This is a genomic window from Candidatus Viridilinea mediisalina (genome assembly GCF_002532535.1).
GTDB classification, from domain to species: Bacteria; Chloroflexota; Chloroflexia; order Chloroflexales; family Chloroflexaceae; genus Viridilinea; species Viridilinea mediisalina.
This window is the reverse complement of record NZ_NQWI01000163.1, coordinates 1-7,994: the sequence shown is the minus strand read 5'-3', so window position 1 is coordinate 7,994 and position 7,994 is coordinate 1. Positions and strand designations below refer to the sequence as shown.

Below are 7,994 nucleotides of genomic sequence, written 5' to 3'. Positions count from 1 at the left end.
GTAGAGAGTTTTTGAACAAGGCATTCAAAACGCCAACAAGAAGAGGTACCGAGGATTGAACCACAGAGGCACCGAGGGCACAGAGATGGTACGGAGGGAGTGTCAACAATGGGCCATGCCACACCCTGCTCTGTGTTCTCTGTGCCTCTGTGGTTCAATCCTCTGCATCTCTGCAAAAACTCTCTACCTGCAATCTTTGCGTATAGCTCTATATCATTCGCAACAATGCGCTCAGCGTGAGCTTTCATAAATCTTGAAACAACACCACTTCCTGAGAAGAGATCTAAAAAGATGAGTTTATCTTTGCCTAGTCTCTCTTTCACGAATGTGACACCTTCATTAATGAAAGGAAGCAATCCTCTTTTATTGCCAATATAGGTAATCAATTCACTCTGCAGGTACTTCGGGTCTTCTTGTTGGAACATGGTTAGGGCACGTTGCATCGTAGCACCTCGTATGGCAAGATCTCTGACTCCCTCCATGATAAACTATACATTTGGAATCTGCAAAGCACTTGATGTTCTGCGCTGCCGATAATCGCCATATCGGCCATACCAGCCCGTTGCGCGTCGTGGCCCACCAAGTAGGGCACATTGCGCTCAAGCTCCGCCGGGCCGCTACGGTAGATGACGGGGCGCAGCGGGGCGTCGTCGGCGCGAAAGCTAAACCCTTGGCGGCCAGCGCTCAACCAGACCAGCGACGGTTCACTGACCCAAGCGCCGCCCGCACGACGAAACTTGGTGTTCACATTGCCGATGTCGGCGGCAATCAAGATGGGCGGAGTGGTCGTCATTGAGATTTCCTTCCATAAATAGGCTACAATGGAAGGGGTTAGGGGCGGGCTGCGCCCTCCCCTAAAACCCCACCCACACAATGAGGTAGCTATGCCAACCATAACCCTTACCAACGATCAAGTTGTGGAACTGATTCGCCAACTCCCACCAACCCAAAAGCATCTCGTCCTGCTCACCCTTGCCGAAGAAGCCCACACCCATCACCACGAAAACATGGTCTATGCCGAACAACAACTCCGCATGCGTGCCGCCGAACGCGGCGTTGTCTGGGATGAACTGGACGATGATGCGCGCGAGGCGTTTGTGGATGACTTGATTCATGAGGATCGCTGATGCTGCCAATCGTTGTATTTGATACCAATGTCCTCCTTTCGGCAATTGGTTGGCGTGGCCGTCCAGCTTTGTGCCTTGATCGTGTACGACATGGTTTGGCCATAGGCTTCACCAGCGAAGATTTACTTCAAGAGCTACGTGATAAGCTGCGTACAAAGCTCGTTTTTTCAGATTCTCAGGTCGAACAAACATTGACGTACATTCTTTCTTTTATTCGCATAACTAAAATTAAAGAAAATATTATGTTTATTGCCGCAGATCCCGACGATGACCGTGTACTGGAGTGTGCTGTTGCAGCAGGGGCCAATTACCTTGTGACGGGCGACCGGAGGCATTTGTTGCCGCTGCGATCATTTCGTACTATTGAGATCATTACTGTGGCGGAATTTCTCACGCTCGTGCCTGATACGCAGTAACGCAGTAGCGCAAAAGTAAGGCTGTCACGCGGTTTCTGTCACCCTGAGTACGAAATGGCCCGCGGGCCAGTGGCCTGTGAAAAACAAGCCTTGTTTCTCAGGAGCGCAGCGAAGGGTTTCTCGTAGTGACCAAAAGAGATGCTTCGCTGCGCTCAGCATGACAAAGGCATTTGTTTCTCAGGAGCGCAGCGAAGGGTTTCTCGTAGTGACCAAAAGAGATGCTTCGCTGCGCTCCTGAGGAACAAACGCGGTGCGGCGGCGCGGTGGCTGAGCTTGTCGAAGCCCCGCGCCGCCGCGCCGCACTCCGGGGCTGGCTTCGACAAGCTCAGCCAGCGCATACCTTCGCCACGCTCATTTTGTTTCTCACGGCCCACTGGCCCGCGGGCCATTTAATACTCAGCATGACAGTGCTCCGTGAACAGCAAGGTGGCTTTGCGGTATTGTGCAATAACCTATCAGGGCGGAAAAGCCCTGGGAGCGCAGGCTATCTCACCCCCCTTTCGCCTTGCCCATCGAAGCGCGATAATCCGCCGCCGCGATCTGCAGAATCTCGCCGGCGAAGGCGCGTTCCTGCATGCGCGAGACGATGCGCTGGTCATGGCGCGCCAGCGGGAGGTTGCTGGTGATGATGGTGGCGAGGTTGGCTTGGTAGCGTTGGTTGAGCAGTTGGTACAACTTCTCCCGCGCCCAGGCGGTGGCGCTCTCGGTGCCCAGGTCGTCGAGTACGAGCAGCGGGACGCTCCGCACCATGTCGAAGCGGGTGTCGTAGCCAACTTCGCTATTGGGGCCGAAGATTGACCGGAGGTGATCGAGCAGATCGGGCACCGGCGTGAAGAGTACCTGGGTGCCGCGTGCCAGCACGGTGTTGGCCACCGCAGCGGCGAGGTGGGTCTTGCTGACGCCACACGGCCCGAAGAGCAAGAGCCAGCCCTGCATCTGTTGGGCAAACTCGTGGGCCCGCAGGTAGGCCTTGCGTACCCCAGGCACGTCGGGGTTGAAGCGCTCGAAGGTGCGGTCGCTCACGCCGGCGAGGTTGCTCAAACGGGCAAGCATGGTTTGGTGGTGCTGCACCCGCTCGCTCTTTTTGCAGTCGCAGGGGATCATTTCAGCGAAGCGCGGGTGGCCGTAGGGCACATCCGCGACAAGGAAGCCGACGCCACGGCAGGTGGGGCAGGTGCCGGCGGGTGGCGGGGGCGCTTCAATGCGCGGGTAGGTCGTGTTGCCCACCTGAATAACCCCGATGCGCTGCCAACGGTTCGTGTTGGTGCTACTGGTCATCATGCTCCTCCTCCAGTGGCGTTGGCGCGACGCGCCAACAGGTTGGCAAGCGCAGCATCCGGCGGCAGCTTGTCCTCAAGATCCAGCGCGAGATACTGGATCTCCAATGCACTCGCGTCGGCAGGGGCTATTGCGAAGTGCATGCGCCTTGGCGCTCTCGGCATGCTGGTCGCTGGCTGGCGCTGCGGGTGCAACCGGCGCCGCCTTACGCGGCGGCTGCACCCGCCAGGTCGTTACCATCGCCCCAATTCCCTGGCCAAGCTCACGCCGTCGTTCAAGCTCACGCTGCACCACAGCCAAAGTCGCCTTACCCGAATTCAGCAACATACGTAGCTCACGCAGCAAGGCCGTATCGCCAGCACCGCTCCCAGCCGAGAGCAAATGGTAGCGGCGCGTCGTCTCACCGCGACGCGCCCAGACCAACCAGCCAGCCTGTTCCAACTCTGCCAGCCAGCGCTCGACACTACGGCGCGTTGCTGGTTGCCAAGCGGCATGTTCATCCCGCCGATGGCCCATCAACTCCTGCAACAACTCCATCACCGGCGGCTCACGCAGAAACCAGAGCCGGTGGAGCAGACACCAGAGGCGAAACGCCGCATGCCCCACCTGACGATCCGCCACCAGATGGTGGGGCGCAGGCACAAACCGCGCATCACCCGTGATCCGCCGGCCAATTTCCAGTTTAGCGTCGCGCATCGCTTTCTGATGCGCTCAGGCTGACCCCTGAAACCTGACCCCTGAAACCTTGTCTCACGCCACAAGCACGCGGGAGCGCACACGGGCGGCGGGTGCGCCAAATAGGCCACGCTGCAGCGCAGCGGATGGCGCGTTTGGGCTCGTGGACAAGAGGGCCGAGCCAGATCAGCGGAAGACCAACACCACAAAGCGCACCCCTTTCCTTCAATAATCAGGAGAGGAATGCGCGAATTCCCCGTCCTGATGGCTCAGGCGGGTACGTCGAAGGAAGTGGCTAGGAGATTATGAAGTTCCAGTTGGTGTAGATGCTGAAACCGACCAGATCTCGTAACGGTCGTAGCCATACTTAGATTGAGCAATTTCGAGAATTCGCTTCAGGCGCTCATCGCGAGTGACTAAACGCAAGTTGTATTGAACAGCAACACTTACGATCCAAAGATCGTTTTCTTGGATACCAAGTTCACGAGCACTCGTCGTATCACGCAAATCTTCGGGGCGCTTGACCTTTATTCGTCCGCGTTTATCGCGTGGCGCGTATCGCCGGAAGAGTTCGCCGCGCAGGACGCTGTAGTACTGACTTGTATCTTTATCTACGGGCCAGACAAAATAGGTCTCCATGGCATTACGTACAGCTTGGTGCCGACTTGGATCGGCACCATCAGCGATCTCAAGGCCATAGGCTACTTCGCCAATGGAGATAGCGCAAACCGCAACGGTGCTTTCTCCGAGGGCGCTTAATCTCCCTCGAATCAGCGTATGATCTCTGTTGTCACCATCCCACGCGATACTGGCAACTGAGGTGTCGAGTAAGTAGGCGTCAGGCGTCGATGTCATAATCATCGTCTGATGAGGCGTCGAGATCGCGTACAGCAGTTGAGATTACCGGATCATTCAGCACTGGTAGACGGCTGATGGTAGAGCGGGCTCCGGCATGTTGAAAACCCTGGGAAATGAAGATGCGCCACGGAATAGCTGGACGAAAATCGGTTGGATAGTAGCCTGTGAAACGCACTGGGCCAGGGCGTTGATAACCAGCAAATATATCGAGCATCTGTTTCTCTAATCGTGGAGGCAGTTCGTAGGCTGCAAGAACCTCGGCGTCAATGTGTACCAATACTTGTCGGCAAGCTTCCCCAAGTTCTTCAGCTTGGTCAGGATTTTGTAGCCACTGAGAGCGATATAGCTTATATTGGTTTACAAGAGTAACAAGAGTTTGAGTTTGTGCTGGCGTGAAATCTGGAAAAGGTAGGTCTTTAATAGCACGTATTTGATTGTCGCGTCCTCCTGCTGCCGGATGGGTATAAAGAAAAGCATTAGATAGGGGGCTGTTGAGTACGGATGCAATTTCTTCTAGAGAGGTGTTTGCCTTGAGCCAAACTCCGTGAAACCTTTGATAGCAAACGAGACCCTGCCGATCTATAACTGCTGCAATTCGCCAAGGCCCTTGACTCAGGCGAGCTGCATTGGCGATTACTTTTGGCTTTGCTGCAAGTTTTAGAAATTCATGACCACGTCGAAATCGTGTTGGGTCGATGCGAAGGTATTTTGGAGAGGGAGTTACAAATGGCTCAAAGCCATCTTCAACATTGACTAATCCTGCCAGTAGTTCAGGGGCAGGTTCTCGAGAGATAAAATGATCAATCTGCTCTCGAAAACCGGTTTGTTCAATCCCGCGATGCACCTCGGCAACATCGCCAAGCCGGGGCAGGCGGCGTAGAGACTCCCACACGCGCCAAAGCGGTGTACGCCAGAATACCGGATAGTCAGCGGTGTCAACCAAGTCAGTTGGCAACTCTTCCTGCCACGTAGGAATGCCAGTCTGCAGGAAGCGATCATAATCCTGTTTGTTGACGGAAGCGGTACGGTGACGTGGACTATTCGTGCGTGGACTATGTGCAGTTAGTAGAACCGTCTCAACATCGGAATATTGAAAAACGGTATCAGGGAGCGCGACGATACCTATCTCCTGATATGATGCTGCCAATTGCTTCCGCGCATTGCGGTACTCCTGACCGCTCACAAAAGCCTTTGGCAAGACGAAACCAAGCTGTGCAGGCGGGTAGCGCATGACCCGATTCAGCGCCTCAACCGCCCGTTTGGCCGCACCTGCTCGCGGGCGCGTTTCTGTTCCGCGTGTTGGTAGATCACTGAAGGGTGGATTGCAGAGCACAATCCTGGCATGTTGGAGATAGGTGTCGGTGTGTGGCGATGAAAAGAGATCAGCTTGCTGGATATCCCATCCATCAGGATTAGGGTAGTCAGCCAGAATCAGCGAATAGCGGGCCACTTCACGAGCAAACGCATCCAGTTCCATCCCACGTAACATGCCTACAAAATAGTCATGTCGTTGATTTGTATTCATGGTGGAGGGAAGGAGTGTGCGAAGCCGTCCAAGTGCAGCAATGAGAAATGGTGCATGCCCAGCGAAGGGTTCAAAGACACGCCGCTCATGTTGTGGCAATTCATTAAAGGGCAGTTGTTGGACAATGTACTCGGCGATCTGTGGCGGTGTAGCGTGGGTGTCGAAGAGTTTGCGGTTACGCTCGCTAACGAGGGTGTTCTCGTACACGTACGCCAAGGCCTCAACAGAGAGATTCTGAAAGAGAAACGCGTTGCGGATCTTATCCCATGCGACGCGCTGCACAAGTGGAACCTGCAACAGCCCCTCATCGGGAGCCTGACAAAAGTAAAATGCGTCAACGGCAACAATTACCCGTTGGGGATCAGGGTGCAGCCAATCGTCACCGGGATAGCCACGATCCGCAAGCATCTTCGCTGCGATGAAGCGGAAGATCAGTCGGAAGAGCGACTGGTAATCAGGCTCACTGTCGTGGTGTTCAGCGTAAACCGCTTTGCAGGTAGCGAGTACATCGCGGAGCAGTTGGTCAAGTTTTTTATGCGTTGTTCCTTCCAACGTGGGAAGCAACCCGGTATCAAAAAAGTCAAGTTGAACAGATCTCCGAGCGAAACCAATGGACTTGGCTCGCAGAACTGCGTTAGGACTCCATTCGTCTCGATTGGCATGAAAAGCAGTGCGGAGATGTTCCGGTGCAATCTCTTCGATAAACGTCGGCGCACCAGTGGCGGTCATGCGCCATCGCCGCACGATGCTGTGTTCAGGGGAGAGTACCAGTATCTGGGGAGCGCCAAGTGCACGATACTGTTGGAGTGTTTCTGGGTTGTACTGATCGTGGATAGCCACCCCAAAGCAAGCACTTCGGTATGATGGTGGCTCTTGTGCGAAGGCGGCTAAATCAATCATACGGGTTGGCGAGGACTCGATGAGTACATCAGCAAAGGGGTAGTCACGGCGGATCAAGCCGTCACGATAGCCTAGCTGTAGCAGACCATCGTGCGTCAAGTTCAGTAATTGTATCGCTGAAAGATGTACTTCCACGGTGCCCCCCCCTTTATCGCGCACCGCCACCGACCCGAAACACTGGCTTCGTCTACCACTCCTCCGCGAGAGAGATGATTATCTTTGCGTAACGTCAGCAGGATCAGTGAGTGGTTTTATGCCATTCTGAAGCCTAAAACCGACGTATATATTATAGAACATTTGACTCAGAGTGTCAATCGGCGATGTGGTTTGGATGATTTTGCCCACAAAGACTTTGAAAGTGTTTACGAAATTGGTGCAGCAGCTTAGTGTATATTCGCGTGAGGAGTGGGAGGAGCTGCTGGCGCAGTGGGAGGAGCTCCGGCGCACCCATTATCAACTGCTGCGCGACAATGCGGAGGCGGTTCCTGATCAGATGCGTCGCTTGGCTTGGCTTTCACGGTTAGAGACGCGCATTCCGGGGCTGTTGGTTGATGCTCAGTTTATGCGGATGACGAAGCGGAGCGCCGTCGCGCCTGCACCGCCGTCCCAGCGCAGCGGGCGCATGCCGCGTGCGCGGCGGGGCGAGGTGGAGGAGAATGCGGCGCCGCGTCCGGCAAGCAACGCGATTATTCCGGGGCTGGCCGCCGAGACCGCGCCGGAGCAGACGCTCCATGCGGCTGGCCCTTCTGCCGAGGCGCTGCTCCGTCAACGGGGGCGGCGTCCGTCGGCGCAGGATGTGGCTGCGGGCTACGATTTTGCCGCAGAGGAGCCGCGTGATGGGCAGTCATGAGCATGTTCCACCCTACGCGGCGCTACCGCCACTCGACAGCCAACGCATTGAGGTACTGCGCCTCCTTGGACGGCTGGAGTTGATGGATGCGAGGGAACCAGGTTCCCTCGCGCACCCTACCCCGCCACTGAGACAATGCAGCACCGCTTGGTGTGTAAAGGGTTTTTGACCCGCTCCAATGGACCAAGAGCAACGCACATGACCTGGCAGGTGGGGCGCGTGCAGCCACCATGAGGACGTCAACGATCCCACCGCGCCGCACCTGCTAGGTCTCATGGGACGTTGGCACCTTAGACATGGTTCATAGTTACTTTACAGTTTGGCGTTACGCCGCCTGCGCCAGCGGCGCAGCGCGTGGCGTAACC

General features: G+C 55.8%; 9 protein-coding genes. 3 read left to right on the top strand and 6 right to left on the bottom strand.

All coding sequences use genetic code 11. The features are described 5' to 3' along the window. Both CJ255_RS20070 and CJ255_RS20065 read right to left on the bottom strand, forming a co-directional pair. A partial coding sequence (locus tag CJ255_RS20070; RefSeq protein ID WP_217352503.1) for a DNA adenine methylase occupies positions 1–425 on the bottom strand: 425 nt, incomplete at its 3' end. 2 nt (positions 426–427) lie between these two features. Then, complete coding sequence (locus CJ255_RS20065; RefSeq protein ID WP_097645863.1) at positions 428–793, bottom strand: hypothetical protein; 366 nt, start codon at positions 791–793, stop codon at positions 428–430. 91 nt (positions 794–884) lie between these two features. Here CJ255_RS20065 and CJ255_RS20060 point away from each other — a divergent pair, with 91 nt between their 5' ends. Both CJ255_RS20060 and CJ255_RS20055 read left to right on the top strand, forming a co-directional pair. Further along, positions 885–1,127, top strand: a complete 243-nt coding sequence (locus CJ255_RS20060) for a hypothetical protein (protein ID WP_097645862.1) — start codon at positions 885–887, stop codon at positions 1,125–1,127. Next, the gene (locus tag CJ255_RS20055) at positions 1,127–1,543 is read left to right on the top strand and encodes a putative toxin-antitoxin system toxin component, PIN family (protein ID WP_097645861.1); all 417 of its coding nucleotides are present in this window, start codon (positions 1,127–1,129) and stop codon (positions 1,541–1,543) included. The genes CJ255_RS20060 and CJ255_RS20055 overlap by 1 nt, the downstream gene beginning before the upstream one ends. A 489-nt stretch (positions 1,544–2,032) precedes the next feature. On the opposite strand, the gene CJ255_RS20050 is transcribed toward CJ255_RS20055, so the two are convergent. The 4 genes from CJ255_RS20050 to CJ255_RS20035 all read right to left on the bottom strand — a co-directional run bounded on the left by CJ255_RS20050 (position 2,033) and on the right by CJ255_RS20035 (position 6,914). Next, positions 2,033–2,824: an ATP-binding protein gene (locus CJ255_RS20050; RefSeq protein WP_097645860.1), complete on the bottom strand. Its 792-nt coding sequence runs from the start codon at positions 2,822–2,824 to the stop codon at positions 2,033–2,035. Positions 2,825–2,896: 72 nt separating this feature from the next. Further along, positions 2,897–3,517, bottom strand: coding sequence for a hypothetical protein (locus CJ255_RS20045; RefSeq protein ID WP_097645859.1), 621 nt, complete (start codon positions 3,515–3,517; stop codon positions 2,897–2,899). Positions 3,518–3,799: 282 nt separating this feature from the next. Then, the gene (locus CJ255_RS20040; protein ID WP_165774841.1) at positions 3,800–4,351 is read right to left on the bottom strand and encodes a type II toxin-antitoxin system VapC family toxin; all 552 of its coding nucleotides are present in this window, start codon (positions 4,349–4,351) and stop codon (positions 3,800–3,802) included. Next, positions 4,335–6,914, bottom strand: coding sequence for an N-6 DNA methylase (locus CJ255_RS20035; protein ID WP_124682027.1), 2,580 nt, complete (start codon positions 6,912–6,914; stop codon positions 4,335–4,337). The genes CJ255_RS20040 and CJ255_RS20035 overlap by 17 nt, the downstream gene beginning before the upstream one ends. 223 nt (positions 6,915–7,137) lie before the next feature. On the opposite strand from CJ255_RS20035, the gene CJ255_RS20030 reads away from it, so the two are divergent. Continuing rightward, the gene (locus CJ255_RS20030; protein ID WP_124682026.1) at positions 7,138–7,629 is read left to right on the top strand and encodes a hypothetical protein; all 492 of its coding nucleotides are present in this window, start codon (positions 7,138–7,140) and stop codon (positions 7,627–7,629) included. Positions 7,630–7,994: the final 365 nt, after the last annotated feature.

Coding starts and splice junctions, on each gene's coding strand:
- CJ255_RS20065 (WP_097645863.1), bottom strand. CDS start 793: ATGACGACCACTCCGCCCATCTTGATTGCCGCCGACATCGGCAATGTG.
- CJ255_RS20060 (WP_097645862.1), top strand. CDS start 885: ATGCCAACCATAACCCTTACCAACGATCAAGTTGTGGAACTGATTCGC.
- CJ255_RS20055 (WP_097645861.1), top strand. CDS start 1,127: ATGCTGCCAATCGTTGTATTTGATACCAATGTCCTCCTTTCGGCAATT.
- CJ255_RS20050 (WP_097645860.1), bottom strand. CDS start 2,824: ATGATGACCAGTAGCACCAACACGAACCGTTGGCAGCGCATCGGGGTT.
- CJ255_RS20045 (WP_097645859.1), bottom strand. CDS start 3,517: ATGCGCGACGCTAAACTGGAAATTGGCCGGCGGATCACGGGTGATGCG.
- CJ255_RS20040 (WP_165774841.1), bottom strand. CDS start 4,351: ATGACATCGACGCCTGACGCCTACTTACTCGACACCTCAGTTGCCAGT.